Consider the following 24672-nt stretch of genomic DNA (forward strand, 5'->3'; position numbering starts at 1 on the left):
TTACACCCGGTGCACATTATGGCAAGCCCGCTGAAAGTTCGCCTTCTACCAGCGCTTTTCCGTCCTCTAAGTAGGTCAGCTTCACAATGCCGGGCGTATGCTTCTCGACGTCCCAACGGCCCTGCCCGTCATTACAGCCCTTCGTCAACGGGATCGATTCGCCGCCTACACCGATCAGCGCCGTGCAGCCGGTGAGGGGGTAGGTCACCGAGGCGGTGCCGCCGCCGAAGGTCGCCACCGCGGGCCACGCCTTGACCTTTGCGTCATCTTCCAAGCTGTTCAGCGTTCCGGTGTAGGTGCCGGTGGGGGCCGAAGGGTCGTCGATAGGCGATTGCTGCTGCGCGGTGACCGTGACCGTTTCGGGGACGGTGCTTTCGGGCTCGGGGCGCGGGTTGGCGTACCAGTAGGCCGCCGCGAGCGCGACGCCGATGATAGCGACGATGAGCGCGAGCACCCCGCCGACGACCCACGGCTTGTTCGGGCCGCCCGCGGTGCGCAGCTCGGAGAAAGAATCAGGCATGGAAAAAGCCCCCAGCGAGTTAGTTGATGTGCTGGGGGCTGATTCTAGCTACGCGTTAGTTGCGGCCTAGTTGCGGCCTAGTTTCGGTCAGTGTTGGCCATGGACAGCACGTCGAGGCGCTTGTCCAGCTCCTCCTCGGTGAGCTTCTCGCCGTCCACGAAGCCGAGGTCGATGGTGGCCTGGTGGATGGTGATGCCCTCCTTGATCGCGTGCTTGGCAATCTTCGCGGCGTTTTCGTAGCCGATCGCGGAGTTGAGCGGGGTCACGATCGACGGGGAAGACTCGGCCAGGGTGCGCATGCGCTCTTCGTTGGGCTCGATGCCGTCGACAAGCTTGGTGGCGAACTGGCGGGCCGTGTTCGCCAGCAGGCGGGAGGACTCGAGGACGTTGCGCGCCATCATCGGGATGAACACGTTGAGCTCGAACTGGCCCTGGGTGCCGCCGAAGGCGACAGCAGCGTCGTTGCCGATGACCTGCGCGGAGACCTGGGTTGCGGTCTCGCACAGCACCGGGTTGACCTTGCCCGGCATGATGGAGGAACCCGGCTGCAGATCCGGCAGGTGGATCTCGCCGAAGCCGGCCAGCGGGCCGGAGCCCATCAGGCGGATGTCGTTGGCGATCTTGTACAGGGACACGGCCACGGTGCGCATCGCGCCGGAGAACTCGACCAGGCCGTCGCGGTTGGCCTGCGCCTCGAAGTGGTTCTCCGCCTCGGACAGCTGCTCGATGCCGGTGAGTTTCTTCAACTCCTCGGTGACCTTGCCGCCGAACTCCGCCGGGGTGTTGATGCCGGTGCCCACGGCGGTGCCGCCGATCGCGAGCTCGCCCAGGCGCTCCAGGGTGGCCTCGACGCGCGCGACGCCGAGCTCGATCTGGCGGGCGTAGCCGGAGAACTCCTGGCCCAGGGTCACCGGGGTGGCGTCCATGAGGTGGGTGCGGCCGGACTTGACCACCTCGTGCCACTCTTTCGCCTTCTTCTCCAGGGACTCCTGCAGCACCTTCAGCGCCGGGATCAGGTCGCTGGCCGCGGCCTCGGTGGCGGCGACGTGGGTGGCGGTGGGGAAGGTGTCGTTGGAGGACTGGCCCATGTTCACGTGGTCGTTCGGGTGGACCTCAACGCCGTTGGCCTTCGCGATGGAGGCGATGACCTCGTTGGTGTTCATGTTGGACGAGGTGCCGGAGCCGGTCTGGAACACATCGATGGGGAACTGCTCGTCGTGCTTGCCGTCCGCGATCTCCTTCGCGGCGGCGATGATGGCGTCGGCCTTCTCGGCGTCCAGGTTGCCCAGGTCCTTGTTCACCTGCGCGCACGCAGCCTTGAGCAGGCCGAGCGCGCGGATCTGCTGGGCTTCCAGGCCGCGGCCGGAGATGGGGAAGTTCTCCACAGCGCGCTGCGTCTGGGCGCGCCAGAGAGCGTCGACGGGCACCTTGACCTCGCCCATCGTGTCATGTTCGATGCGGTATTCCTGATCAGCCATCATTGTCCTTTACTTCTGTCGCGTGCACGCCGCGCGCGGTAGAGTGCGCGCGTGCCTTTCCACAGCACGATTATGCACCAACCGGACATGACGAGGAGACGAAATGCCCGAACCGCAGGCCATGGAGACCCCCACTTTGAGGGACGCGGGAGTTGCGGCCGCCGCGATGGGGGCGATGTACGTTCTGCTCCTCGGCCAGGGGCTGGTTTTGGTGCGCGCCGGTGTGTCCCGGACTGTGGCGCTGACGGTGCTGCCGGTTGCCGTGTTGGTCGCGTTGGCGGTGCCGACGGTGCTGCTCGTGCGCTACATGCGGCACCGCGGGCTCGAGCTCGCCTTCTCCCGGCTCGGGCGCCGGGGCTGGCACCTGCTGTGGCAGGCTCCGGCGGTGGTGCTCGGCTCTGCGGCAGCGACGTCGGTTGTCGCGCCGCTGTTCGGACTTGAGCCCCGCGGCGACTCCGCCAGCGAGACCCTCGCCCGGGACTTGGACAGCGCCGCGCCAGTGCTGCTTTTGCTGGTGGGCTACCTGCTCATCGGGCCGTTCATTGAGGAGATCGTGTTCCGCCGCGTCCTCATGAACTACTTCGACACGCTGATGCCCGCGGCGGCGAGCGTGCTGGCCACCGCGGCGATTTTCGGGGCGGCCCACATCGCGCCGCCGGCGATCGTGTTCACCTTCTTCGCCGGCATTGGCCTAGCGCTGGTGGCACGCTTCCACGGCACCATCACCGCCAGCTACATCGTGCACGTGGTGAACAACCTGCTGGCCAGCGCGGCGCTGATCGGCGCGTTGCTTTAGGCTGCGGCCTAGTTCTCCGGCTCGGTGTAGTCCACCACGGAGTAGTCCTGCAGCTTGGTCAGCTGGTGCTGGGACTCAATGAAGCGCACGGTGCCGGACTTCGAGCGCATCACCAGCGAGCGGGTGGTGGCACCGGACTTGCGGTAGGTCACGCCACGCAACATGTCGCCGTTGGTCACGCCGGTGGCGGCGAAGTAGCAGTTGTCGGAGGTGACCAGGTCGTTGATACCCAACACGCGGTCCAGGTCGTGACCGGCGGCGAGGACCTTCTCGCGCTCCTCGTCGCCTTGCGGGGCGAGCATGCCCTGGATCTCGCCGCCCAGGCACTTCAGAGCGCACGCCGTGACGACGCCCTCCGGGGTGCCGCCGATACCCATCGCAATGTCGATGGAGCTGGTGGCCTGTGCAGCGGCGATGGCGCCGGCGACGTCGCCGTCCATGATGAAGCGGACTTTGGCGCCGGCGGCGCGAATGTCGTCGACAAGCTGCTTGTGGCGCGGACGATCGAGCACGACCACCGTGATGTCGGCGGGGCGCACGCCCTTCGCCTCGGCGACCGACTTGATGTTCTCGGCGGTCGACTTCGTGATGTCGATCGCGCCGACCGCCTCTGGGCCGACGGCGATCTTGTTCATGTAGAACGCGTCCTGCGGGTTGAACATCGAGCCACGGTCCGCGGCGGCGATCACGGAGATCGCGTTCGGGCGGCCCTCGGCCATCAGGCGGGTGCCGTCGACTGGGTCGACGGCGATGTCCACGGCGGCGCCGCGGCCGGTGCCGACCTGCTCGCCGTTGAACAGCATCGGGGCCTCATCCTTTTCGCCCTCGCCGATGACGATCACGCCGTCCATCTCCACGGAGTTGATCATCTTGCGCATCGCGTTGACGGCGGCACCGTCGCCTTCGTTCTTCTGGCCGCGGCCGACCCAGCGGCCGGAGGCGAGCGCGGCGGCCTCGGTGACGCGCACCAGCTCCATCGCGAGATTGCGGTCGGGGTAAAGATCGGACTGTTCGGTCATGGGGAGGCCTTCCTAAACATGAATCACAAAAAGACCCCTCTATTGTGGCACTACCAATCGCACAATTGCCCGTTCTTCCCACCTTTAAGGGGGAAGCGGGGGCGCATGCCATACTGTTCGGCGTGGCTAGCAACAAAAAACCCCGCATTTTCCAGGACGGACGAGACATTGCGATCAATGCCGTCCTCATCGTCGTGCTGATGGTTGTCGCCGTCGGCGCGACCGGGCTGTGCTCGTTTAACCCCGGCGCACCCGAGCAGGGGCCGGTCCAGGAGGTCGACGCGAAGACCTTCCTCGACCTAGAGGCGCGCGGCGTGGACTTCCCGGTGCGCTACCCGGAGATGCCGGAAGGTTGGGTCACCAACTCCGCGCGCCGCTCCATGCTCGGCGGCCAGCCGGCGCCGACCGTCGGCTGGATCACCCCGGACCGCGGCTTCATCCAGCTCACGCAGACCGGCGTCGACGCGGAGGAAGCTGCAAAGGGCGCGGACGAGAAGCCGCGCACCCTGGACCGCTCCGAGGAGATCGACGGCCGCAGCGTTGAGATCTACACCTCCGAGGAGAAGGACGTGCGCGACCTCTGGGTCGTCGACGCGGGTGACGCCCGCCTCGTGCTCACCGGCGCAGGGGAGGCCAGCGAGTTCGAGGAGCTGATCTCGACCGCGCTGGCTACTGCTCCGATTCAGGCTGCTGACGGGAACTGATCGCTTCCTCGACGCGCTTTGAGGCGCCGTCGAGAAGCACCTCGCACCGCTTCGCCAGTGCCTCGCCGCGCTCCCAGTACTTCAGTGACTCGTCCAGGCTCATCTGGCCCAGCTCGAGGATCTTCACGGTTTCGACCAGCTCGTCGCGGGCCTGCTCGTAGCTTAAGGTGGCGGGGTCCGGAAGGGCGTTGTCGTTGGCCTGGCCGGTGCCGAAAGCGTTCTCAGTCATGTTTTTCGTGTTCCTAATCTGCTTGCGTGGTGGACATGGAGGCGGCGCTAATGGAGCCGTCGCCGACGCGGATGCGCAGCTGCGATCCGGGAGGGGACTGGTCGATGGAGGTGACAACTTCGGCGTCGGAGCCGTCACGGGGCAGCACCTGCACCACGGCGTAGCCGCGGGCGAGCGTCGCCGACGGCCCCAACGCCGAGACCTGGGCGCGCAAGCCCCGCACCTGCTGCGTTTCGCGCTGCAGCAGGTGGGACACGTCGCGGCGGATCAGGGCGGTGGCGCGCTCGATCTCCTCGCGGCGGCGGGTAATGGCCATCATCGGGTCGGCGAGCGCCGGGCGCGAGCGCACCGAAGCCAGGCCGTCGCGTTCGCGTTGGACCCATCCGCGCAGGGCGGCGGCCATGCGGGCACGTGCTTCGTCGATAAGCAATCGCTCCTGGGCGACATCGGGGACCGCGCGCTTGGCAGCATCGGTGGGGGTGGCGGCGCGCACGTCCGCGACGTTGTCCAGCACCGGGTTGTCTGGCTCGTGGCCGATCGCGGAGATCACAGGGGTGCCAAGCTTGACGACGGCACGCTGCAGCGCCTCCTCCGAAAACGGGAGAAGGTCCTCCACGGACCCGCCGCCGCGGGCGACGATGATCACGTCCACCTCAGGGTCCGCATCGAGTACCCCGAGCGCCTCGATCACCGCGGGCACGGTGGTGGGGCCCTGGACCGGGGTGTTGATGATCTCGAAGCGCACTTCCGGCCAACGGCCCTGCGCCACGGTGACCACGTCGCGCTCGGCCGCGGAGCCGCGGCCGGTGATCAAACCGACCTTTGCGGGCAGGTAGGGCAGCGGCTTTTTGCGCGCGGGGTCGAACAGGCCCTCGGAGGCGAGCTGCTTGCGCAACGCCTCGATGCGGGCCAGCAGCTCGCCGGCACCGACGTGCCTGATCTCGGTCACGCGCATGGAAAACGTGCCGCGGCCCGGGTAGAAGGACGGTTTGCCCAGCACGACGACGCGGTCGCCGTCGTTAAGTGGCACCTGCATACCCGTGAGCAGCGAGGTTTCCGCGGTGAGCTGGACGCTGGCCTGCTCCTGGGTGTCGCGCAGCGTGAGGTAGGAATACCGCCACGTCGGCTTGGTGTTGACCTGGGTGAGCTGGCCTTCGATCCACAGCCAGCCGAGGCGCTCAATCCAGCCCTTCACCGAGGTGTTGAGCTTGGACACCGACCACGGCTGCTCCGGCGAGCTCTTCGAATCTGCCACCGCATGCTCCTTTCCATTTGACTTCTGCCACGTTACCCGGCGAGCCGACACGGCCCGCCTATTGTTTTTGACGCTGATTAGTTAGGGTTGGTTCCATGACAGAACAGGGTAAAAAAGTCCTCCTCGCATCCCCCCGCGGCTACTGCGCCGGCGTCGACCGCGCCGTGGAGACCGTAGAGAAGGCCCTGGAGAAGTACGGTGCACCCGTCTACGTGCGCAAAGAGATCGTCCACAACAAGTACGTCGTGGAAACGCTGCAGGAACGCGGCGTGATCTTCGTCGACGAGACCGACGAGGTCCCCGAAGGCGCGCACCTGGTCTTCTCCGCCCACGGTGTTTCCCCGGCGGTGCGCGACTCCGCTAAGAGCCGCAACCTGCTCACCCTCGACGCGTCCTGCCCGCTGGTGACCAAGGTGCACAACGAGGCCAAGCGCTTCGCCCGCGACGGCTACCACATCCTGCTCGTCGGCCACGAGGGCCACGAGGAAGTCGAGGGCACCGCCGGTGAGGCCCCGGAGATCACGCACCTTGTCGACGGTGTGGACGGCGTGGACCGCCTGCCCGACTTCCCGGACGACCAGAAGCTGGTGTGGCTGTCCCAGACCACGCTTTCGGTGGACGAGACGATGGTGATCGTGGACAAGCTGCACGAGCGCTACCCGAACCTGGAGAACCCGCCGAGCGACGACATCTGCTACGCCACCCAGAACCGCCAGGCCGCGGTCAAGGAGATCGCCCCGCGCTGCGAGCTGGTCATCGTGGTGGGCTCCCAGAACTCGTCGAACTCCCGCCGCCTGGTCGAGGTGGCGCTGGAAGCCGGCGCTCAGGCCTCCTACCTGGTGGACTACGCCTCCCAGATTAAGGACGAATGGTTCGACGGAGTGAACACCGTCGGCGTGACCTCGGGCGCGTCCGTGCCGGAGATCCTGGTCAAGGAGCTGGTGGAGGAGCTCGGCCGCCGCGGCTACGCGGACGCGGAGGAAGTGACCACCACCGTGGAGACCATCACGTTCTCCCTGCCGCGCGACCTGCGCCTGCCGCGCCGCGAAACCCCGGCGGTGGCGCAGGGGTAAGGCGCTCGGGGCTCGCTGTTAGCCCTTGTAGAGGTCCTCGCCGAGCCGGTCCGCAATCGAAGTGGAGCCGGACCGCGGGGACTTTTTCTGTGCCCGCTCGGTGCGCCCGGCGCGCTCGGCCCGCTTCAGGCTGCGCTCAGAATCGGCGCGGCGCAGAAGCTCGTCCACAGACACCGCCTTGGCGCGCTCGCGGGCGCGGCGCCCCTCGGAATTCGTGCGGCGGTTGCTGCGGTTGATCCGGGTGCGCTCGGCGGTCTCGCGGCGCAGCAGCTGCGCGTTGTGGCGCTTGATCAAGCGGATGCGCACAAACGCGATGACGATCGAGCCCAGCGTGACGGCGAACAGCACCGGAAACAGCTCCGTGACCGGGTAGAACACCAGCAGCAGCGCGGCCTTGCCGGAGGAGCCGCCGGCCGCGATCTCGGTGCGCGACATCACCCAGCCAGCGACCACCACCGCGATCACGAACAGGATCGGCGCGCTGGCCACGTTGAGGAACAGCCCCCGCGGGTTGACCAGTGTGGCCACCACAATCACCGCGACGGCGTACAGGGCCAGAAACGGCCAGCCGATCACCCCGGTGGAAAGCGACAGCAGCACGCCGGTGAACAGCGCGGCGAAGATGATGCCAATGCCGGACCCCGTGGGCAACCCGTGAAACGTTGCGGACGGGGAGGTTGAGTTCCGGTGAGAGACATGCGACACGCCAGACGAGTCTACTCGCCGGTGTGCTCGGCAGCGTGCCGGGCACGCGAAGAGACCGGTTTCAGTGCCGGGGCCTCGCCGCGCCGCGACGGCACTTGGGCTTCTTCCAGCTTGCGGGCGGTGACCATCACGCGCGAATCCATCGACGCCAGCGTGGCGTTGTACGCCTCCACCGCCTTGTCCAACGACGAGCCGACCCGGTTGTAGTGCTCCGCCATGGTGGCCAAGCGCTGGTGCAGCTGCCCGCCTAAGCGCTGGATTTCCTTCGCGGCGTCGTTGAGCGATTCCTGCCGCCACCCCAGCGCCACGGTGCGCAGTAGCGCAAACAGGGTGGTGGGGGTGGCGATGACCACGTCGCGGGCGAAGGCGTAGTCCAACAGTTCGGGGTCGATGGAAAGTGCCGCGTCCAGGAACGGGTCCGCCGGCACGAACAGCACAACGAAGTCCGGGGTGGGCTGGAACGCTTCGATGTAGGACTTCGCAGACAACGTGTCCACGTGCGCGCGCACCAGGTGGGCGTGGCGGCGCATGAACGCCTGGCGCTCCTCCGGGTCCTCGGTGCCCAGCGCGTCCAGGTATGCCTGGAACGGCACCTTCGCGTCGACGACGATGTTTCTGCCCTGTGTGAGGCGGATGATCATGTCGGGGCGGACGCGTGAGCCGTCGATAAGCATGTGCTCCTGGGTGTCAAAATCGACGTGCTCGAGCATGCCGCCGAGCTCAACTACCCGCTCGAGCTGGATTTCGCCCCAGCGGCCGCGGGTCTGCGGGGAGCGCAGGGCGGTGATGAGCTGGTCGGTGCGGTCGCCCAGGCGTGCCGACGTGCGCCCGATCGCCTGCACCTGGCCCGCCAGCGAGGATGCGGAGACGGCCTGCTGCTTGTCCATCTCGTCGAGCTGCTCGCGCATGTCTTTCAGCGCGCGGGCGACTGGGCGCAGGTCCTGCGGCGGCTGTTGCGGGGTGGAGCGGCGCATCCAGGCTGCGCCGGTGAACACGCCGGCGATGAAGCCCGCGAGCAGGCCGGTGGCGAGGATCAAAAGCACGGTGGCGGTCGACATAGCTGGCAGTCAACCACACCCGCCCGACACGCTAACGCTCGGGTTCGCTCATATGTTCGCTTGGGGTGTCTCTGCTGCTATCGCCCGACTGCCACCCGCGCAACCGCTCGAGGCCGCTGTCGCGCAGTTTGCGCAGGCTGGAGGTGCCGAAGCGCTCGGTGTGCTCGGTGTGGTCGTCTGCCTCCTCGTCCGCCACAGGTGCGCTGACCCATTCGCGCTCGCCGCGCCACTCCTGGCGCTTGTGCACCGAGTCCTTCTCCGCGATCTCCGCGATGACGCGGCCTTCGTCGGTGGTGAATTCGATGTCATCTGCGCCCAGCTCGCCGGCGTTGATGCGCAGCACCTCCAGCAGGTAGCGGTACACCACCGCGACCATCGCGGCGGCCGGTACCGCGAGGAAGGCGCCGACCAGGCCGAACAGCGCGCCGCCGACGGTCACGGAGACCAGCACGATCACCGGGTGCAGGTTCATCGCCCGCGACTGCAGCATGGGGGAGAGCACGTTGCCCTCCAGCTGCTGGGTGGCCAGCACGATCGCCAGCACGATCAACGCCTTGGTGAACCCGAGGGTGACCAGCGCGATCAGCACCGCCAACACGCCTGCCACAACGGCACCGACGATCGGGATGAAACCCAACACAAAGGTGATCACCGCCAAGGTAAACGCCATGGGCACGCCCACGATGGCGATGCCGGTGCCGATCACGATGGCATCAACGAGCGAGCACACCGCCTGCGCGCGGATAAAGCCGGACAGGGTGTTCCATGCGCGGGTGAGCAGCTCGGTGAGGTAGAGGCCCGTGCGCCCGCCGGTTGCGCCACGCAGCCACGGGAGGAACCGGTGGCCGTCCTTGAGAAAGAAGAAGGTCAGCACGAACAGCACCATGAGGGTCACCGACAGACCCGCTGCGGTGTTGATGCCGGAGAACACCCCGCCGGCGATCGCGCCCGCCTGGTTCTGGATCCACCGCTGGATCTCGTTGACGCCCTCGTTGAGGTTTTCTGGGTCCATGTTCAGCGGAGGGCCCTGCGCCCATAGCTGAAGGCGCTGAATGCCCTCGAACGCCTGGATGTACAGCAGGCGAGACTGGCCCACGATGTCCGGGGCGATCAACATGCCGATAAATGCCAGCACCCCGAAGAACAACAGCATCGTCAACAGGGCGGCGAGGCCGGAGGGGACCCTTTGGCGTCGTAAAGCAGCTGCGATTGGGGCGAGCACGGTGCACACGATGAGCGCGATGACGACCGGTAAAACACCGGCCCAAAACGTGCCGATAAGCTGGCCCACCGCGTACAAAAACACCGCGATGACCAGGATGCGCAGCGTAAACTTCGCCGTCGACGCGAGCCAGTCGTTGAACACGACGTTGCGGTCCACGCGGTCGTCGCGCACGGCGGTCTGGATCGGTTCACTCACGCGCACCATTATGCCCCATTGCATTTTGCTTTGCGACGGCCCACCTCACGGCCCCCCTCCGAACCCCGCGCAAGCCTCCGCTAGGATGTTGCGACGTGAGCCTTACTCTTGGAATTGTCGGTCTGCCCAACGTTGGCAAGTCCACCCTGTTTAACGCCCTGACTCGCAACGAGGTGTTGGCCGCGAACTACCCGTTCGCCACCATCGAGCCCAACGTGGGCCTGGTGGAGCTGCCGGATCCGCGCCTGGACCGGCTGGCGGAGATCTTCGACTCGGAGCGCGTGCTGCCCGCTACCGTGTCCTTCGTGGACATCGCCGGCATTGTCAAGGGCGCCTCCGAAGGCGAAGGCATGGGCAACGCGTTTCTGGCCAACATCCGCGAGGCGGACGCGATCTGCCAGGTCGTGCGCGCGTTTTCCGACGACAACGTCATCCACGTCGACGGCAAAGTCGACCCGTCCTCGGACATCGAGGTCATCAACACCGAGCTGATTCTCGCCGACCTGCAGACCATTGAAAAGGCCCTGCCGCGCCTGGAAAAGGACGGCCGCAAGGACAAGGACGTCGCCGCCCAGGCCGAGGAAGCCAAGAAGGCGCAGGCCGTGCTCGAGGACGGCCGCACCCTCTTCGCCGCCTCCAAGGGTGGGGAAGTGGACCTGGCGCTGCTGCACCACCTGCACCTGATGACCGCGAAGCCGTTCCTCTACGTGTTCAACTCCGACGAGGACGTGCTCACCGACGACGCGCGCAAGCAGGAGCTGCGCGACCTGGTCGCCCCCGCCGAGGCCGTCTTCCTGGACGCCCAGACCGAGACCGAGCTTTTGGAGCTTGACGACGAAGACGCCGCCGAGCTCCTCGCCGCCGTCGGCCAAGACGAACCGGGCCTGCAGACCCTGGCGAAGGCCGGCTTCGACACCCTCGGCCTGCAGACCTACCTCACCGCCGGCCCGAAGGAGGCCCGCGCCTGGACGATCCGCAAGGGCGACACCGCCCCGAAGGCCGCCGGCGTGATCCACTCCGACTTTGAAAAGGGCTTCATCAAGGCCGAGATCGTCGGCTTCGACGACCTGGACGCGGCAGGCTCGATGGCCGACGCCCGCGCCGCCGGCAAGGTCCGCCAGGAAGGCAAGGATTACGTCATGGTCGACGGTGACGTCGTCGAGTTTAAGTTCAATGTTAGCTAAGGGCCTTATTAAAAGCGTTTGGCAACACGCGCTCCTATTTACGATCGTATCTCGCGAGACGCTGACGTGGATGGCCTCACCATCGACCGGCAGCGTCAGGACTGTGAAGCCATTGCAAAGCAGCGTGGCTTGGACGTTGGACATAGGACATAACTACGTCGATCAGTCCATTTCCGCGTCAAAGAAGAATGTGGCTCGCCCCGACTACGACGCCATGGTGGCATCCTTTGAACGCGGCGAAATCGACGCGATCATCTGCTGGGACCTCGAACTACCCGCCCCACGTCGGTGGGTAGTCCGATCAGTCGGACAAAACTACTCCCGCACCACAGCGTAATAAGGGGTGCACCTTAAAAAACATCCGGAGGTGGGGGTAACTCCCCCTCGTTGCCCAGAGACAAAAATACGCCAGTGGCGTCTGTACGACGAGCCGAAGGTAGGACAAATTCCAATCCAGAGAGGTCTTGCACTGTTGCGGTGCGGTTGTCTTCTTTCTCACCGTATTGGACCCTGCGAAATTAATTGGATACGATAGGCCCATGTTGATTTCAGGTTCCGTTTTCATGCGGCCGCTCACCAGCCGCTAAGGCGGTTTTCTCCCTCCCGCAGGTTAGAAACCGCTCCGGTCCTTTAGCCGGGCGGCCATTTGCCATGCCCGGCTCCGTTTCAACTCCACGGAGCACACCTGATGTCTACATACGGATACGGCCGTCACGAACATGGCCAAAATTTTCTCACAGACCACAAGATCATCAACTCCATCGTCGATCTTGTAAAACAAACCTCCGGCCCCATCATTGAGATCGGGCCAGGAAGCGGTGCCCTCACTCACCCGATATCCCACTTGGGGAGGGCAATAACGGCAGTTGAGGTAGACGCAAAACTAGCTGCCAAACTCACAAAAAAGACCGCCTCGGCGTCGGTCGAAGTGGTCCATGATGATTTCCTCAACTTCCCGTTACCCGCCACTCCCTGCGTCATTGTGGGAAACATTCCCTTTCACCTCACCACTGCCATTCTTCGAAAGTTGTTGCATGCGCCGGCATGGACTGACGCTGTACTCCTCATGCAGTGGGAAGTCGCTCGCCGCCGGGCCGGGGTAGGTGCAAGCACGATGATGACGGCTCAGTGGTCCCCATGGTTCACGTTTCACCTTGGTTCCCGAGTACCAAGGTCTGCTTTCCGGCCACAGCCAAACGTTGACGGGGGGATCTTAGTGATCCGCCGGGTGGGTGACCCGAAGATCCCGATAGAGCAACGCAAAGCCTTTCAGGCGATGGTGCACACCGTTTTCACCGCCCGGGGACGCGGGATAGGGGAAATTCTCCGAAGGGCAGGGTTGTTTTCATCACGTTCAGAGACACAATCATGGTTGCGCTCGCGAGGAATCGACCCCGCAACCCTACCTCCCAGATTGCACACCAGCGACTGGATCGATCTCTTCCAGGTGACTGGTTCCTCTCCACCGCGCCATCGGCCCATTTCACAATCGGGAAGTAGTCAACGCCCTCCTCAACGGAAAAATCGAGGCCGGCGGCGGTAATCCCCCCACCATCAAAACCGAAATCCACCAGTAGTAGTGAACGACCCATGTTCGTCTACCGTGAGCCGCGTTTTGGCAGTGACGTGTTCTCGTCGGGCACAGTCATAGTTCCCGGCGTTGCCAGCGACAGGGTTCTACACCCAGCAGCGGGACCGATCAAAATCACCCGCACGGGGAACGACCCTGCTGGTGGTTTCGATTTTGATGAAAGCGAGGAGACATAGCCCCTCGCCAACTCCCCGTAGCTGGCGAACAGTAGCTCCTGGCGCTGGCGCTCGTTGGTGAGTTTGCGTGCCACATCGAAAGCCTTATCGACTTCCCGGTCCAAGTTGTTGTGAGCCTTGAGCAGAATTGGGTCCATCGATAACGGGTTGTAGTGCTCCGCGAGTGACCGCTGGGGGTGCCGCTCGCGTGCCCGCAGCACCAACTGTCCAGCGTCGATGATTCGTTGCTGCGCCTTCTCATCTAGTTCACACAGAGCTGGTCCGCAGTTGTAGCTCCCGATGTACTCCGAAAAACGGAAAAAATAAATAGTGGGGATACATCAACCTTCCACTTTCCATTCTTCCGGCTCAGAGTATTGAGGGGTCTGGGACCGGGTCCGTAAACCCTTTATGTTTTTCGCGCACAGCGGTTTTTAGCGACGCACCCTATAGGTTTTCCGCAGAACTTATATGTGTTTCTGTGCACCCCATATGTTGTCTGTTTTAGCGGTATTTCGTTGTTAATTCCGCACGCGCGCATCAAATGGTTATTTATCGACGACACTCCGTGGAATTTAAGTTCAATGTGTAGGTTAGCCGAATAAGAAGCTCTGGCAGATGGTGGGGTAATCCTGCTCTGACATCTTATTCCAGCTTGGATGCGCTGGGATTAGGACTGGTCACGTGTGAGAAGGTTTCGTGTACAACTAGGGACATGAACTTTTTGTTGCTCGGTGGTACCGGTTTCCTTGGAGGGCACATTGCGTTTGCAGCAGTCGAGCGAGGACATCAAGTTACTTGCCTCGCGCGGGGTAACGGGAAGGTTCCCAACGGAACCGAATTTGTGAGTTCAGACCGTGACCGTGACGGTGCGTACGATGAGGTTGCGGGGAAAACTTGGGACACCATTGTGGATCTGACGAGTCAGCCGAAGCATGCGCGGGATGCGGCGGCGAAACTCCAGGCCAAGCATCGTATATTTGTGTCTTCGAGCAGCGTATATGAGGATCAGGGAAGTATTTCTTCCGAGTCTGATTCTGTAGTCGCTCCGCTTGAAATTGACTACATGGAGAACATGGGGCAGTACCCAGCCGCAAAGTCTGCTTGCGAAACGACTTATCGAAGCACAAATCGGTCGGTAATGGTAGTTCGACCCGGTCTGATCGCCGGCTACGGCGACGAAACAGGGCGCAGTGGTTACTATCCGTGGCGCTTCGCGCATCCCACGGGTGAGAACGTGATCGTCCCAGACCCGGCGTTTCCCGTCGCTATGATCGATGTGAAAGACCTTGCAGGCTGGATAGTTGAGTCCGCAGAAGTCGGGACTTTCGGAACCTTTAATGCTACGGGGTTTGCTACTTCCTTGTCCGATGTGTTCAAGATTTCGCGGGAGTTAACCGCATCGGAGTCTACGGAGCGACCTTGCTCTGATGAACTGCTTCTCGCTAATGATGTAACCCCGTGGATGGGCCCAAAATCGTTGCCGTTGTGGGTACCAGGTGAACAGTTTCGCAACATCGCGCTACTCGATTGCACCGCAGCCTACGAAGCGGGCCTGCGGATTCGCCCGTTGAAAGAAACATTGGCGGATGCGCTGCGATTCGAAGAGGAACAACACGGTGAAAGACTTGCCGGGCTCAGCGATGAAGAAGAAGTCGTGCTTCGCCAGCGGTTAGAAGATGGTATTTAGTTTCGGCACCAACAGTTCTAGCTGCAGCCAGGACCGTGCTCAGTTGGTTTTCGTTCCGCGACTGACTGTGAGAATGAGTCCGAATCTGGCGTGAGGGCAACTTCGGCGGTGCCAGCTCTTCGTGACGGGGAGCGATCTAGCCTGCGGAGGTTGCCTTTCCGAGCAGAAAACGCCTTGCGGCACACTTTTCAGGTTTCTCGAATCGCTTACAACTGAGTGAGGTAGCCTTCTTTCGCCACTCCGTTGAATTCAAATTTAATGTGTAACGCGGAGCGTTAATGACGTTTCGCGTTATTGGGGGGGAGGTTGAAGAGCGCTGTCTCTAACTCCGGTTTTCGTTCGGCCTCGGTCCATTCCGCTACTGTTGCGACCGGCTAGTTGGTAGCGGTGTGGTGACTTTCGGGTAGCGGTTCAGTGGGTTTCCGGTAGCGGGGTTGGCGGTGGCGGGTGATGCTTTCGGGTGGTTGCACCACAGGGGTGTAGCCGGTTACCGGAAGGAGTCCGCTGATGACGGATTACCGGGCGGTGATGAAGCTGCTTGTGCAGCAGCGTTCGTACCGCCAGATTGAACAACAGCTCGGGTGCTCGCACCGCACGATTTCCCGGTCGAATCAGGTGCTTCGATCCCTTGGGATTCGCACCGTCGACCAGGTTTTGGCGTTGACGGATGATGAGCTCGACGAGTTATTCGTAGATGGGCGCAGTACCGGCCAGGGCGAATTCGTCCCTATCGATTTTGATGCGGTGGTCAAAGCCCGCACGGGGCGTAACAAGCAGACACTGCAAGTGCTGTGGGCGCGCTACACCACCACACCTGCTTTACCCGGCCAGCTCCATTACAGCTACGACCGGTTTCGCCAGTTGGTGGCGTCTCATGTCGATGCGGCCGGTTTGACCGCACGCATCACCCACACACCGGGGCACACCATGCAGGTGGATTGGGCAGGCACCAAGATGCGCCTGTTAGACCCTTATGGCGCACCGGGGGTGAAGGTCAGCGTGTTTGTCGCCTCAATGCCGTATTCAGGGATGATTTTTGCCCTCGCATGTCCGGATGAGCGCCAGCATTCCTGGCTTGATGCCCACCACCACGCGTTCGCCTACTTCGGGGGCGTGCCTGAGGTTGTGGTGCCGGATAATGCCTCGACTGCGTCGAACGCGATCAGCGCGGCGGATCGAAACCGCAAGGTCAACGACACCTACGAGCAGTTTTTGGAGCATTACAACACCGCAGCACTGCCCACGAGGGCGAAACGGCCGAAAGACAAAGCGAATGTCGAAGCCGCAGTCAAGATCGTCACCCACAAGGTCATCCACGCACTCGATGGCCACCAGTGCGTCGACCTTGACGAACTCAACTCGCGAATTCAGCAGCTGGTTGACCAGATCAACCAGGCGGTACCGTTTCGTCACCAGCAGTCAAGCCGCAAAGACATTTTCGATGCGCATGAAAGGCACCTGTTGACAGCGCTTCCCGATACCCCGTGGCAGCGCACCGAGTGGAAACGCGCCAAGGTCGCCCCAGATTTCCACATCACCGTAGCTAGCGTGCGGTACTCCGTGCCGCACCAGCTCGTTGGCCGCACTGTCGATGTGCGCATCACCGGGCAAGTGCTCACGGTCTTCGATGGTGGCCGTGCCGTTACAACCCACACGCTTGCCCACACCCGCGGGGCGTATGTCACCGATGCCGACCACATCCCGGCGAATATGGATCACACCCAGGGACTGTGGACGAGCGATTACTTCCTGCGCGAAGCCCAAAAGATCGGGCCGGCGACACGCACCGTCATCGAGGAAATGATCACGGCGAAAGCAATCCCGGCCCAGGCGTACCAATCGTGCAGGAACGTGCTGTCAATGGGCAAACACGCCAACAAGCTCGTGTTGGAAGAAGCATGTAAGCGCTTGGTCTCCTCCGACGGGACCCGCCGGGCGGTGTCCTACACCGCGGTCAAAAACATGATGGCCGCCGTACGCAAAGAAGCCGCAACCCGACCACACGGCTTCGACCAACCGGCACCGGCCACACCTGGGCATCGGGCCCACGCACCCGCCGCTGCCACACGCGACACCAGCGGCGCCTACCTCGGTGGCGCAGCACAGTTCAGTCTGGACAACCTCATCAAGAAAGGAACCACAACGCCATGACCCCACCGACCCCGCCTCAAGAGCGTTTCCTCGACGAATCCGTCCTCGCGGACTTCACAGCGATGCGCATGACAGCCTTCGGCAAAAGCGTCATCGACATCGCCAACGACCCAGCCTTCGACACGTGGACCTTCTCCCAAAAGTAGCTCTACGCACTCGACAAAGAAGTCGCGGCCAGACGCGAACGCCGCATCAACAAACTGCTCAAGGCATCACGATCGCCAAACCCCGATGCCTGCCTCGAAGACGTCGTCTACGCACCTGACCGCAACATCAACCCAGAACAAGTCAGCCGACTCGCTCACGGACAATGGTGCCACCTGGGCCAAAACATTGTCATCTTGGGCAAATCCTCAGTCGGCAAGACCTACCTCGCCCAAGCTCTGATCACCGCAGCATGCCGCAACGACTACTCCGCCAGGTTCTACCGCACCGACATGCTCGCCGCGCACTTCGCAGTAATGCCACTCGACGACCCAGCCCGGCTCAAACTCACCCGCGAGTTGATCAGCGTCGACGTGTTAGTCCTCGACGACTTCCTCACCACCCCAGTCGACGCCGCCACCGCGCACCTGCTCTTCAACATTCTCTCCGAACGAGAAGGCAACCGATCAACAATCGTGACCTCACAGTTCACCCCGCAAGACTGGTACAGATCCATCCCGGACGCCGTCATCGCCGAGTCCATCCTCAACCGACTCATCGCCGGCGCCGAAATCATCACCCTCGAAGGACCAAACATGAGACTGGAAGCTAACCAGTAACACACAAAGCGCCTGAGCAGGGACCCGCTACCGGATCCCCACTCAAGCGCTACCACAAACTCACCACACCGCTTCCATTTCGATCTTCTAAACACGCTACCTCGTGTGTAGAATCTGCAAGCGGTATCGGGCCGTTGAACTATTAGGTTCACCCACAGTTCCCGTGCCTGCACGCATCGAGAAGGACCAGGTGGTGAACTCGAATGACTCGCCTGGTCCAACGTGTGTGCGCTCGGCGCGTGGTTTAACTCTTATAAGACTTGCCGGTCACAGCCTCAGCGTTTCGCTCGTGCAGCCCGCAGGCCGTTCAAGATCACGATGACTTCAGCGACTTCGTGAACCAACACGACGGCGGCCAGGCCCAGCACACCGCTGATCGCCAGTGGCATCAACACGATGATGATGGCCAGAGACAGCACGATGTTCTGGTTGATGATCCTGCTGCCTCGGCGGGCGTGCTGCAGCGCCTGCGGGATCAGCCGGAGGTCGTGGCCAGTGAAGGCGACGTCAGCGGACTCGATCGCGGCGTCAGAGCCGGTTGCTCCCATCGCAATGCCCACCGTCGCGCCCGCCAGTGCCGGCGCGTCGTTGATGCCGTCGCCGATCATCGCCGTCGGCGTCTTGGAGGAAAATTCGGCGACGATGCTTGCCTTGTCCTCAGGGCGCAGCTCGGCGCGCACGTCGTCGATTCCGGCGATTTCAGCCAGCGCCCGGGCGGTGCGAGTGTTGTCGCCGGTGAGCATGCTCACTTCCACATCGTTGGCGCGCAGGGTCTGCACGGCTTCGGGAACCTCGGGACGCAGCTCGTCGCGGACACCGATCGCTCCGGCGAGAGCGTCATCGACGGTGACTAGGACGCAGGTCTGGCCTTCGGACTCCATGCGCTCAACGTCTGCCTTCAGTGGCCCGGCGTCGATCCACCGGGGGCTGCCCACCAGCACCCGTCGGCCTTCGACGGTGCCGCTGATGCCGTGCCCGGCTTCCTCGCTGATGTCCTGGGCGGCGGGCGCTTCGGGCCCCGCTGCCGCGATCGCCGCGGCGAGGGGGTGCGTCGATTGCTGCTCAACTGCCGCCGCGAAAGTAAGCACCTGCGCCCGATCAAACCTGTCTGCCGGGACCACGCCGGTAACCTCGGGCTGGTTGCGGGTGAGGGTTCCGGTCTTGTCCACCGCCAGGTGACGGATGCCGCCGAGCCGCTCGAACGCCGCGCCAGACTTGATGACCACGCCGAACTGGCTGGCCGCGCCGATCGCGGCCACGACCGTCAGCGGCACGGAGATTGCCAGCGCGCACGGCGACGCTGCGACCAGAACCACCAACGCACGGGTGATCCACGTCTCGGGGTCGCCCAGCAGCGAGCCGATCACGCCGACTAGCACCGCCAGGATCATCACCCCGGGCACTAGGGGTTGGGCAATCCGGTCGGCGATCCGGGCGCGGTCGCCCTTTTCCGCCTGCGCCTGCTCGACCAGGTCCACGAGTGTGGTCAGCGAGTTGTCCGTTCCAGCTGCGGTCGTCTGGACTTCCAGCACACCGGCGGAGTTGATCGCTCCCGCGGGCACCTCGTCGCCGGGCGCAACCTCCTCCGGAATGGATTCTCCGGTGATCGCTGAGGTGTCAAGGCTGGAGCGCCCAGACCGAATGATGCCGTCCGTGGCGATCCGCTCTCCGGGGCGCACGAGCATAAGCTCGCCAGCCGCGAGGTCCTTCGCTGCGACCTCGACCGACGTGCCGTCGCGCAGCACCGTCGCGGTCTGCGGTACCAACTTCAACAGTGCCCGCAGTCCGCCCTGCGCCCGGTCCATCGCCTTGTCTTCCAGCGCCTCGGCGATCGAGTACAGGAACGCTAGCGCCGCGGCCTCTCCGACGTAACCGAGGATTACCGCGCCGACCGCGCTGATGGTCATCAGCAAACCAATGCCGAGCTTGCGCTTCGTGACAAGGTTTCGGATCGCGTCGGGCGCGAACGTATACGCCCCTAGCAGCAGGCCGACCCAGAACAGTACTGTCGCGGGTGTCGCTAGCCCGGACCAGCCCAGCGCCAGGCCTACGCAGAGGGCTACGCCGGAGAAGATCGGCAGTAGCAACTCGGGGTCCTTCCACCATGGCCGATCGAGTTCTTCGATCTCCGTGGCGGGTTCGTGTTCGCATCCACACGCCGAGCTCATGCGTCCTCTCCCTTCTCGCCGCAGCCGGGCACCGAGCACTCAGGGTCGATGCACGGGGCGTTTTCGTCGACAGCCAACGTCGCGTTCACCAGCGCGTTGAGCGCTGCCGCGAGGTGCGGATCGGCGATTTCGTAGCGTGTCTTGCGGCCCTCCGGCTCGGCAACGACGATGCCGCAGTCACGCAGGCAGGTCAGGTGGTTCGAGACGTTTGAGCGGGTCAGGCCCAGGTCGCGCGAAAGTACGGCCGGGTAGCTCGGGCCGTCGAGTAGTGTCATCAGGATTCTGGAACGCGTCGGATCCGCCATGGCCCGGCCGAGCCGGTTCATGACGTCGAGGCGTGAAGCAATAGTCAGCATGTGCTGAACAATACATCGTGTGCTGAACTATTCAAAGTGTGCTGAACTGACAGTTACGCGAAGGTCCTGCGACCTGCAAGAATTAGTCGATGGGATAGCAGATGACTGATCCTTTGTGGTTCGGCTGCCACCCAACGCGGGAGCGACGTGGGTGGCGAGGTTCTCGAGAAAGTTACTTTGCAACTACATACCGTGGAGTTCAAGTTCAATGTGTAACTAGGCCTCGGGGCTGCCCACGCAGAACTCGTTGCCTTCCGGATCCTGCATCACGGTCCATACGAGTCCTGGCGCCTCGTGGGTGGTGAGTTCGGTAGCGCCCAAGTCTGTGAGGCGCTCCACTAAGGTTTCGCGTTCCGCCCCGCCAACGTCGATATGCATGCGGTTCTTGCCAGGCGTGGGATCCTCGACGCGCTGAAACCCTAGCGCTGGAGTCGAATCAACCATCACGAAATCGCCGTAATCCGCGGCGATTTCGCAGCCGGCTGCGGCTGACCAGAACTCGGCGAGCCTAGACGGATCGTGACAGTCGAAGGTAATTTGCCGGATAGTGAGGTTCGGGTCGCTCATGAGCATCATTATGGGGGCGGGGCTTAGAAAGTGCAGCCTGGTCTCCAGGCGGGGACTCAGCCTTCCGGCGTAGTGGAGCGTTTTGAATCGCGAGGGTCACTCCCGCGAGAGCGTAAGAACTCGATGTCGTAGCCTGTTTCGGCTTCGGCGACCCAAGCATCAACCTGATCTTCACTGATCGGCTTCCCGTTTATTGTCTTCACGGTAGCCACCGTAATGCGGAGCTTGCGACGGTGTGGTTGCGTAAAGTGGGTGTGCATTTGCATTCGGGTGAGCACAAACTTAACGTTGTGCGTTATTGACGCTTCGCGTTATGGGGGATAGGGTGAGGCATGATCCAGTCATTCGCTGACAAGGACACTGAGCGTCTGTGGAATCGAGAGCGGGTTCGCTCGATCGATTCCCGCATTCACTCAGTAGCGCTGCGCAAGCTTCGCCAGCTTGGGTACGCGCAGACGCTCGATGAGTTACGGATTCCTCCGGGAAACCGGCTCGAGGCCTTGAAAGGTGACCGGCGGGGTCAGTTCAGCATTCGAATCAACGACCAGTGGCGGATCTGTTTTCGGTGGTCCGCCGCGGGGCCAGAGGAGGTTGAGATCGTTGACTACCACTGACAAGCTCCCTCCGGTTCACCCGGGTGAGATCCTTATGGAGGACTTTCTCAAGGAAATGGAGATCACCCAGCACAAGCTGGCCGTCTCCATCGGCGTTCCGCCCCGCCGGATCAACGAAATTGTTCATGGTAAGCGCGCTGTAACGGCTGACACGGCCCTTCGTCTAGCGAAGTTTTTCGAGATGAGCCCCCAATTCTGGCTCGGGTTACAGGCCCAGTACGACCTGGATGTGGCAGAAGACAAAACCCTGGCGGAAATCGAACGGATTCAGCCGCTCCAGGCTGCCTCGGCGTAGCAGGTCAGCGACTTTAAATGCGTCGCGCCATGTCGGGGTAGTAGACGACAACCCCATCTTCGTCGACTTCGAGCTCTACATCGACTCCTCGTGTTCCGCTTGCGTAGCGAACTTTGTGTGAGTCGATTGAACTGTAGTACTGATCCGAGGCGATCACCTGGAGGGAAGGCATATCAATCCAGGCCATGATGAGCGGAGTCTTGGAGACATCTTCTTCGAGCAACCCGAGGCGCCGGATGGGCATCGTGTTTGTCAATGGGCATAGTCCGAGATCACAGTCCAGCGCAGTTTCAAGATCAGCTGGTTGCACAATGCCAGGGGATGGGAGACCGTTCGGCTGGGTACCCGATTCTTTAGTAGTCGATGTCCACTCGCCATCTTCGGTCCGTGTGAGCTCAAGGTGGCGCTCCCAACCGTCGCCCACGACGTTGACCTCCACGTTTTGGGTTACCCAGTTCTCTACAGCACTCAGTTCCCAGGTGGCTTCGTACCCTTCCCCGACCTGGGTACCGCTAGCCGTCAAGCCAGTTCGGTGAAACTGCACTCGGGCCTCGTTCTGGATTGAGGGGTTGTCTACGTGGTGCCATGTGTAAGTCTGTTCCATGCGCCGAAGCCTACTGGCCCAGGGCGCTTGTGGTCGATGGCGACAGCTCTAGGGAATCTGAGGACGCTTCCTCGTGGACTTCAACTCCGAGCGACGCATCTTCGCTTCTCGACGGCGCCGCACCGAGCCCCTGGTCGGCTTCGTCTTGCGCCGCGGGGGAGGCGGCGGGGCGAGCGCCTCGCGCAGCAGGGCGGCCAAACGCTCGCGCGCCTCGGCGCGGTTGCGGATCTGCGACCGTTGGTTCGACGCGGCCACGGTGAGGACGGTGCCGTCCAGGCGGTGTCCGAGGTTGCGCAAGATGCGGCGGCGTTGGGCGTCGGAAAGCGATGCGCACGCCGCGACATCGAGGGAGAGCTGCACCTTGCTGTCGGTGGTGTTGACGCCCTGGCCGCCCGGGCCCGACGACTTGGCGAACCGCTCCGTCAGGTCGACGGCGGCGATGACCACGCCGCCGGGGATCCCCGGGCCGGGAGCGATGGTCAGGTCCTTCATGCCGCCCACCCTACGTTTTCGCCTCCTGTGTCAACAGCTTCCGATTCTTTAGCACCCCAACTCGCGACAAATCTCGTCCGTAGTGAACCTCTCACCGGAGTCGAACTCGAGAGCAGCACGAAGTTCGTCAACATCTTGGAGGTCTTCGACCTTTTCCATGATGGCGGATCGAGCGAATTCGGAAACAGTCATGCCTTCGGAATGCGCAAATTCGGCTAGGAGCGGTGCTTCCTCGCTACTCAATCGGATCTTTAGGAACACTTTATTCGGCGGCGAGCTCGACATCATCACCTACGGCGAGCAGCTCGACCGCGGCGCGCAGTTCCCGTTCGACCCGCCTCGCGACGCCGTCGCGCACGGCACCCTGACCGGACCGTTCACGTTCGGCGGCGGCGACGACCTGCAGAACAACTCCAGCACGCTGGACCGTGGGGTCTTCGGCTTCACCGCTGAGGTGGAGTCGCCGGAGGAGGGCGAGCAGCTCATCGAGAAGCTCACCCGCGGCGGCGGCAAGGTCACCATGCCGTTCGCACAGGCGCCGTGGGGCGCGCACTTCGGTGTCGTCGAGGACAAGTTCGGGCTCGCCTGGAACATCACTACTGGCGACGGAAGGTAGGGCCGCGGGGTGGGGCGGAGCGCCGTCGTGAAGCAAGTGCGCTACCGTCCCGGCAAAACCACGGTGGGGTACTTGCGCACGTAGCCCACCGCGATGATGACAAGCGCCGCGATCGCACCGATGACAGTTTCCGCGGTACGGGCGAGCAGCATCGGCGCGACGGGGGCGGCGTCGACGACCTGAATCATGAGCAGCGCCGTCGGGGTGATAAACGTCGCCGCGATGGTGTAGTTGCGGGTCACGTACATCTCGGTGAGGTACTGCAAAATTACAATCCACACGACGATCTGCCAGCCCTGCATCGGGTGTGACAGCAGGAAACCGGCGGCCGCGATGCCGGTCAGGGTGCCCAGCACGCGCTCGATCGCCCGGTAGTACTGCACCTTGAACCGGGAGTTCACCAGCGGCGCAACCGCGGCGACCATCGCCCAGTAGGAATGCGATAGCGGGTCGAAGATCGTCACGGAAATCAGGCCCAGCACGCCGGCGAGCAGCGGGGCGAAAAAGAAACGGCGCGCCTCGACGCGCAGGCGCCGCCAAGGCACACGGCCCGCGTCGGGGGCGCGGGAGGGGTGCTCGGTTTCCTTCGCGTCGCCGCCGGGGCCCTCGCCGATGAGGTGGGAGAGCTGCCCCAGCGCAACGCACAACAACGCTGCGCTACCGGCGATGGCGAAGGCGAGCGCCGGGTGGACCGGGTTGTTGAGGGAGCCGACCGCGGCGACAGAAAACACCACGAACACGGAACCGGTCGGCTTCATGTCGTTCGCCAGCGCCACCGTCGCCCACGCCGAGGACACCAGGGCGGTGGCGGCGATGAGCAGCCAGGGACTCAAATCCAACCACGCAATCGTCGCGCCGAGAGTAACCGACAGCGTTAAGGCGGAACCCGCGAGGATGTGATGCTTCAGTCGCACCTGGCGTGTGGCGTGGCGCCCGTAGACCCCGGTGAACGCGCCGAAATTCGCGTAGATGGCAAGGTCCAGCCGGCCGAGCGCAAGCAGGGTAAACATCGCGGCCGCAACGCCGAGCGCGACGCGGAACGCCGGGATGTGGTCGCGGCGGGCCGGGCCCATCTCAAACAGCGGGCTGAAGTGGTGCAACCGTGGACCTCCCAAACGCGTTCGTGAATTTTCCGGCGGAGAGTCTAGCGCGGCGGGCGCGGCGACGC

Annotated in this window: 28 protein-coding genes and 1 pseudogene; 13 read left to right on the top strand and 16 right to left on the bottom strand. The window is 63.3% G+C overall.

Going from position 1 to position 24672, the window contains the following annotated elements; all coding sequences use genetic code 11:
- Nucleotides 1-16: 16 nt before the first annotated feature.
- Both H0193_RS00645 and H0193_RS00650 read right to left on the bottom strand, forming a co-directional pair.
- The gene (locus H0193_RS00645) at nucleotides 17-520 is read right to left on the bottom strand and encodes a hypothetical protein (protein ID WP_181888111.1); all 504 of its coding nucleotides are present in this window, start codon (nucleotides 518-520) and stop codon (nucleotides 17-19) included.
- A gap of 77 nt (nucleotides 521-597) precedes the next feature.
- On the bottom strand, nucleotides 598-1998 hold the full coding sequence (locus H0193_RS00650; RefSeq protein ID WP_181888112.1) for a class II fumarate hydratase: 1401 nt from the start codon (nucleotides 1996-1998) through the stop codon (nucleotides 598-600).
- Nucleotides 1999-2101: 103 nt separating this feature from the next.
- Between H0193_RS00650 and H0193_RS00655 the strand changes: the two genes are divergently transcribed.
- Complete coding sequence (locus tag H0193_RS00655; protein WP_181888113.1) at nucleotides 2102-2794, top strand: CPBP family intramembrane glutamic endopeptidase; 693 nt, start codon at nucleotides 2102-2104, stop codon at nucleotides 2792-2794.
- 8 nt (nucleotides 2795-2802) lie between these two features.
- Here H0193_RS00655 and glpX read toward each other — a convergent pair whose 3' ends face one another.
- On the bottom strand, nucleotides 2803-3813 hold the full coding sequence (gene glpX, locus H0193_RS00660) for a class II fructose-bisphosphatase (protein WP_181888114.1): 1011 nt from the start codon (nucleotides 3811-3813) through the stop codon (nucleotides 2803-2805).
- Nucleotides 3814-3935: 122 nt separating this feature from the next.
- Between glpX and H0193_RS00665 the strand changes: the two genes are divergently transcribed.
- Nucleotides 3936-4517, top strand: coding sequence for a DUF4245 family protein (locus tag H0193_RS00665; RefSeq protein WP_181888115.1), 582 nt, complete (start codon nucleotides 3936-3938; stop codon nucleotides 4515-4517).
- Here H0193_RS00665 and H0193_RS00670 read toward each other — a convergent pair.
- Together H0193_RS00670 and xseA are read right to left on the bottom strand one after the other, a co-directional pair.
- Nucleotides 4483-4746, bottom strand: coding sequence for an exodeoxyribonuclease VII small subunit (locus tag H0193_RS00670; protein ID WP_181888116.1), 264 nt, complete (start codon nucleotides 4744-4746; stop codon nucleotides 4483-4485). The genes H0193_RS00665 and H0193_RS00670 overlap by 35 nt on opposite strands.
- Before the next feature lie 13 nt (nucleotides 4747-4759).
- Nucleotides 4760-6001 (bottom strand): exodeoxyribonuclease VII large subunit, encoded by a 1242-nt coding sequence (gene xseA, locus H0193_RS00675; protein WP_181888117.1) that lies wholly within the window; start codon nucleotides 5999-6001, stop codon nucleotides 4760-4762.
- 95 nt (nucleotides 6002-6096) lie between these two features.
- On the opposite strand from xseA, the gene H0193_RS00680 reads away from it, so the two are divergent.
- Entirely contained in the window at nucleotides 6097-7074 is a 978-nt protein-coding gene (locus H0193_RS00680; protein WP_181888118.1) for a 4-hydroxy-3-methylbut-2-enyl diphosphate reductase, read from the top strand.
- Between the two features lie 18 nt (nucleotides 7075-7092).
- On the opposite strand, the gene H0193_RS00685 is transcribed toward H0193_RS00680, so the two are convergent.
- Genes H0193_RS00685 through H0193_RS00695 form a run of 3 tightly spaced genes read right to left on the bottom strand, consistent with a single transcriptional unit; the run spans nucleotide 7093 to nucleotide 10257 of the window.
- Entirely contained in the window at nucleotides 7093-7779 is a 687-nt protein-coding gene (locus H0193_RS00685; protein WP_181888119.1) for a DUF6542 domain-containing protein, read from the bottom strand.
- Nucleotides 7780-7790: 11 nt separating this feature from the next.
- The gene (locus H0193_RS00690; RefSeq protein ID WP_181888120.1) at nucleotides 7791-8837 is read right to left on the bottom strand and encodes a DNA recombination protein RmuC; all 1047 of its coding nucleotides are present in this window, start codon (nucleotides 8835-8837) and stop codon (nucleotides 7791-7793) included.
- A 31-nt stretch (nucleotides 8838-8868) separates the two neighbouring features.
- Nucleotides 8869-10257 (bottom strand): AI-2E family transporter, encoded by a 1389-nt coding sequence (locus H0193_RS00695; protein WP_338026557.1) that lies wholly within the window; start codon nucleotides 10255-10257, stop codon nucleotides 8869-8871.
- 95 nt (nucleotides 10258-10352) lie between these two features.
- Here H0193_RS00695 and ychF point away from each other — a divergent pair, with 95 nt between their 5' ends.
- From ychF to erm, 3 genes are all read left to right on the top strand, one after another.
- Nucleotides 10353-11441, top strand: coding sequence for a redox-regulated ATPase YchF (ychF, locus tag H0193_RS00700; RefSeq protein WP_181888122.1), 1089 nt, complete (start codon nucleotides 10353-10355; stop codon nucleotides 11439-11441).
- Between the two features lie 70 nt (nucleotides 11442-11511).
- On the top strand, nucleotides 11512-11778 hold the full coding sequence (locus H0193_RS12615; protein WP_101687314.1) for a recombinase family protein: 267 nt from the start codon (nucleotides 11512-11514) through the stop codon (nucleotides 11776-11778).
- A 351-nt stretch (nucleotides 11779-12129) separates the two neighbouring features.
- On the top strand, nucleotides 12130-12984 hold the full coding sequence (gene erm, locus H0193_RS00705) for a 23S ribosomal RNA methyltransferase Erm (RefSeq protein WP_065247467.1): 855 nt from the start codon (nucleotides 12130-12132) through the stop codon (nucleotides 12982-12984).
- A 55-nt stretch (nucleotides 12985-13039) separates the two neighbouring features.
- On the opposite strand, the gene H0193_RS12240 is transcribed toward erm, so the two are convergent.
- On the bottom strand, nucleotides 13040-13525 hold the full coding sequence (locus H0193_RS12240; RefSeq protein WP_437177626.1) for a type IIL restriction-modification enzyme MmeI: 486 nt from the start codon (nucleotides 13523-13525) through the stop codon (nucleotides 13040-13042).
- Nucleotides 13526-13902: 377 nt separating this feature from the next.
- Between H0193_RS12240 and H0193_RS00715 the strand changes: the two genes are divergently transcribed.
- The 4 genes and pseudogenes from H0193_RS00715 to H0193_RS00725 all read left to right on the top strand — a co-directional run.
- The gene (locus H0193_RS00715; protein WP_005291014.1) at nucleotides 13903-14877 is read left to right on the top strand and encodes an NAD-dependent epimerase/dehydratase family protein; all 975 of its coding nucleotides are present in this window, start codon (nucleotides 13903-13905) and stop codon (nucleotides 14875-14877) included.
- A 507-nt stretch (nucleotides 14878-15384) separates the two neighbouring features.
- Entirely contained in the window at nucleotides 15385-17028 is a 1644-nt protein-coding gene (gene istA, locus H0193_RS00720; RefSeq protein ID WP_181888123.1) for an IS21 family transposase, read from the top strand.
- On the top strand, nucleotides 17025-17174 hold the full coding sequence (locus H0193_RS12245; RefSeq protein ID WP_236883389.1) for a hypothetical protein: 150 nt from the start codon (nucleotides 17025-17027) through the stop codon (nucleotides 17172-17174). Before istA ends, H0193_RS12245 begins: the two co-directional genes overlap by 4 nt.
- Nucleotides 17175-17195: 21 nt before the next feature.
- A pseudogene (locus H0193_RS00725) lies at nucleotides 17196-17792 on the top strand (ATP-binding protein); the annotation flags it as partial.
- 275 nt (nucleotides 17793-18067) lie between these two features.
- Here H0193_RS00725 and H0193_RS00730 read toward each other — a convergent pair.
- From H0193_RS00730 to H0193_RS00740, 3 genes are all read right to left on the bottom strand, one after another.
- Nucleotides 18068-19960 carry a heavy metal translocating P-type ATPase gene (locus tag H0193_RS00730; protein WP_005291011.1) on the bottom strand — a complete coding sequence of 631 codons (1893 nt, stop codon included), beginning with the start codon at nucleotides 19958-19960 and terminating at the stop codon, nucleotides 18068-18070.
- On the bottom strand, nucleotides 19957-20316 hold the full coding sequence (cmtR, locus tag H0193_RS00735) for a Cd(II)/Pb(II)-sensing metalloregulatory transcriptional regulator CmtR (RefSeq protein ID WP_005291009.1): 360 nt from the start codon (nucleotides 20314-20316) through the stop codon (nucleotides 19957-19959). The genes H0193_RS00730 and cmtR overlap by 4 nt, the downstream gene beginning before the upstream one ends.
- Nucleotides 20317-20532: 216 nt before the next feature.
- Nucleotides 20533-20883, bottom strand: a complete 351-nt coding sequence (locus tag H0193_RS00740) for a VOC family protein (RefSeq protein ID WP_181888124.1) — start codon at nucleotides 20881-20883, stop codon at nucleotides 20533-20535.
- 332 nt (nucleotides 20884-21215) lie between these two features.
- Here H0193_RS00740 and H0193_RS00745 point away from each other — a divergent pair, with 332 nt between their 5' ends.
- Together H0193_RS00745 and H0193_RS00750 are read left to right on the top strand one after the other, a co-directional pair.
- Nucleotides 21216-21497, top strand: a complete 282-nt coding sequence (locus H0193_RS00745; protein WP_005290974.1) for a type II toxin-antitoxin system RelE/ParE family toxin — start codon at nucleotides 21216-21218, stop codon at nucleotides 21495-21497.
- A gap of 34 nt (nucleotides 21498-21531) precedes the next feature.
- On the top strand, nucleotides 21532-21792 hold the full coding sequence (locus H0193_RS00750; RefSeq protein ID WP_236883458.1) for a HigA family addiction module antitoxin: 261 nt from the start codon (nucleotides 21532-21534) through the stop codon (nucleotides 21790-21792).
- Nucleotides 21793-21805: 13 nt separating this feature from the next.
- Here the strand turns inward: H0193_RS00750 and H0193_RS00755 are convergent, their stop codons facing one another.
- The 3 genes from H0193_RS00755 to relB are packed head-to-tail and all read right to left on the bottom strand — an operon-like array spanning nucleotide 21806 to nucleotide 23176.
- Nucleotides 21806-22396 (bottom strand): putative glycolipid-binding domain-containing protein, encoded by a 591-nt coding sequence (locus H0193_RS00755; protein WP_181888126.1) that lies wholly within the window; start codon nucleotides 22394-22396, stop codon nucleotides 21806-21808.
- Nucleotides 22397-22444: 48 nt separating this feature from the next.
- Entirely contained in the window at nucleotides 22445-22888 is a 444-nt protein-coding gene (gene arfB / locus H0193_RS00760) for an alternative ribosome rescue aminoacyl-tRNA hydrolase ArfB (protein WP_181888127.1), read from the bottom strand.
- 48 nt (nucleotides 22889-22936) lie between these two features.
- Nucleotides 22937-23176, bottom strand: coding sequence for a type II toxin-antitoxin system RelB family antitoxin (gene relB / locus H0193_RS00765; RefSeq protein ID WP_338026558.1), 240 nt, complete (start codon nucleotides 23174-23176; stop codon nucleotides 22937-22939).
- Between relB and H0193_RS00770 the strand changes: the two genes are divergently transcribed.
- The gene (locus H0193_RS00770; RefSeq protein WP_181889679.1) at nucleotides 23079-23504 is read left to right on the top strand and encodes a VOC family protein; all 426 of its coding nucleotides are present in this window, start codon (nucleotides 23079-23081) and stop codon (nucleotides 23502-23504) included. The genes relB and H0193_RS00770 overlap by 98 nt on opposite strands.
- Before the next feature lie 41 nt (nucleotides 23505-23545).
- Here the strand turns inward: H0193_RS00770 and H0193_RS00775 are convergent, their stop codons facing one another.
- On the bottom strand, nucleotides 23546-24604 hold the full coding sequence (locus H0193_RS00775) for an FUSC family protein (RefSeq protein ID WP_181888128.1): 1059 nt from the start codon (nucleotides 24602-24604) through the stop codon (nucleotides 23546-23548).
- Nucleotides 24605-24672 lie beyond the last annotated feature (68 nt).

This window comes from Corynebacterium haematomassiliense, from assembly GCF_013978595.1.
In the GTDB taxonomy this organism is placed as follows: domain Bacteria; phylum Actinomycetota; class Actinomycetes; order Mycobacteriales; family Mycobacteriaceae; genus Corynebacterium; species Corynebacterium lehmanniae.

Bases quoted from the DNA above. Each gene is read 5' to 3' on its own strand.
- H0193_RS12615 (WP_101687314.1), top strand. From the start codon at position 11,512: ATGGCCTCACCATCGACCGGCAGCGTCAGGACTGTGAAGCCATTGCAA.
- glpX (WP_181888114.1), bottom strand. From the start codon at position 3,813: ATGACCGAACAGTCCGATCTTTACCCCGACCGCAATCTCGCGATGGAG.
- H0193_RS00755 (WP_181888126.1), bottom strand. From the start codon at position 22,396: ATGGAACAGACTTACACATGGCACCACGTAGACAACCCCTCAATCCAG.
- H0193_RS00750 (WP_236883458.1), top strand. From the start codon at position 21,532: ATGGAGGACTTTCTCAAGGAAATGGAGATCACCCAGCACAAGCTGGCC.
- H0193_RS00740 (WP_181888124.1), bottom strand. From the start codon at position 20,883: ATGAGCGACCCGAACCTCACTATCCGGCAAATTACCTTCGACTGTCAC.
- H0193_RS00770 (WP_181889679.1), top strand. From the start codon at position 23,079: ATGCCTTCGGAATGCGCAAATTCGGCTAGGAGCGGTGCTTCCTCGCTA.
- arfB (WP_181888127.1), bottom strand. From the start codon at position 22,888: ATGAAGGACCTGACCATCGCTCCCGGCCCGGGGATCCCCGGCGGCGTG.
- erm (WP_065247467.1), top strand. From the start codon at position 12,130: ATGTCTACATACGGATACGGCCGTCACGAACATGGCCAAAATTTTCTC.
- H0193_RS00650 (WP_181888112.1), bottom strand. From the start codon at position 1,998: ATGGCTGATCAGGAATACCGCATCGAACATGACACGATGGGCGAGGTC.
- H0193_RS12245 (WP_236883389.1), top strand. From the start codon at position 17,025: ATGACCCCACCGACCCCGCCTCAAGAGCGTTTCCTCGACGAATCCGTC.
- H0193_RS00670 (WP_181888116.1), bottom strand. From the start codon at position 4,746: ATGACTGAGAACGCTTTCGGCACCGGCCAGGCCAACGACAACGCCCTT.
- H0193_RS00655 (WP_181888113.1), top strand. From the start codon at position 2,102: ATGCCCGAACCGCAGGCCATGGAGACCCCCACTTTGAGGGACGCGGGA.
- H0193_RS00690 (WP_181888120.1), bottom strand. From the start codon at position 8,837: ATGTCGACCGCCACCGTGCTTTTGATCCTCGCCACCGGCCTGCTCGCG.
- cmtR (WP_005291009.1), bottom strand. From the start codon at position 20,316: ATGCTGACTATTGCTTCACGCCTCGACGTCATGAACCGGCTCGGCCGG.
- H0193_RS00745 (WP_005290974.1), top strand. From the start codon at position 21,216: ATGATCCAGTCATTCGCTGACAAGGACACTGAGCGTCTGTGGAATCGA.
- istA (WP_181888123.1), top strand. From the start codon at position 15,385: ATGACGGATTACCGGGCGGTGATGAAGCTGCTTGTGCAGCAGCGTTCG.
- H0193_RS00715 (WP_005291014.1), top strand. From the start codon at position 13,903: ATGAACTTTTTGTTGCTCGGTGGTACCGGTTTCCTTGGAGGGCACATT.
- relB (WP_338026558.1), bottom strand. From the start codon at position 23,176: ATGATGTCGAGCTCGCCGCCGAATAAAGTGTTCCTAAAGATCCGATTG.
- H0193_RS00680 (WP_181888118.1), top strand. From the start codon at position 6,097: ATGACAGAACAGGGTAAAAAAGTCCTCCTCGCATCCCCCCGCGGCTAC.
- H0193_RS00730 (WP_005291011.1), bottom strand. From the start codon at position 19,960: ATGAGCTCGGCGTGTGGATGCGAACACGAACCCGCCACGGAGATCGAA.
- H0193_RS00645 (WP_181888111.1), bottom strand. From the start codon at position 520: ATGCCTGATTCTTTCTCCGAGCTGCGCACCGCGGGCGGCCCGAACAAG.